The following is a 333-nucleotide window of genomic DNA, read 5'->3' as shown; positions in this document are numbered from 1 at the left end:
GACCACGACGCCGCTATCGCCGCGATGACCGGTGGGCATGCGGTTGGCGCGCCGTTTCAGCTGGATATTGATTCGTTCATTTAACTTAATCAGTCAACAAGGAAGTACCGATGCTCTCGTTATCCCCCAAGTTAAACTTCGCCACTGCAACGCACTCGATCCGCGCTTTGTTATTGGCCAGCTTCATAATATTTGGAACTGGATGCAACTCGTTCTCCAGTTCGGCAACACTGAACATGGACATCCCTGCGAATTTTAGCGTCACCGCCGAAGCGCACTATCAGCCGTTTTCCCCATATTACTGTTACGCGCCAGAAAACTACGCAAGAGACC

1 protein-coding gene is annotated in these 333 nt (G+C 51.4%); it reads left to right on the top strand.

The features are described 5' to 3' along the window. Nucleotides 1-110: 110 nt before the first annotated feature. Nucleotides 111-333, top strand: a 223-nt coding sequence (locus AAEY83_RS13510) for a hypothetical protein (protein ID WP_351059576.1), incomplete at its 3' end; no start/stop codon positions are given.

The organism is Psychrobacter sp. TB20-MNA-CIBAN-0197 (genome assembly GCF_040309765.1).
In the GTDB taxonomy this organism is placed as follows: domain Bacteria; phylum Pseudomonadota; class Gammaproteobacteria; order Pseudomonadales; family Moraxellaceae; genus Psychrobacter; species Psychrobacter submarinus.
This window is presented reverse-complemented; position numbering and strand designations above follow the sequence as displayed.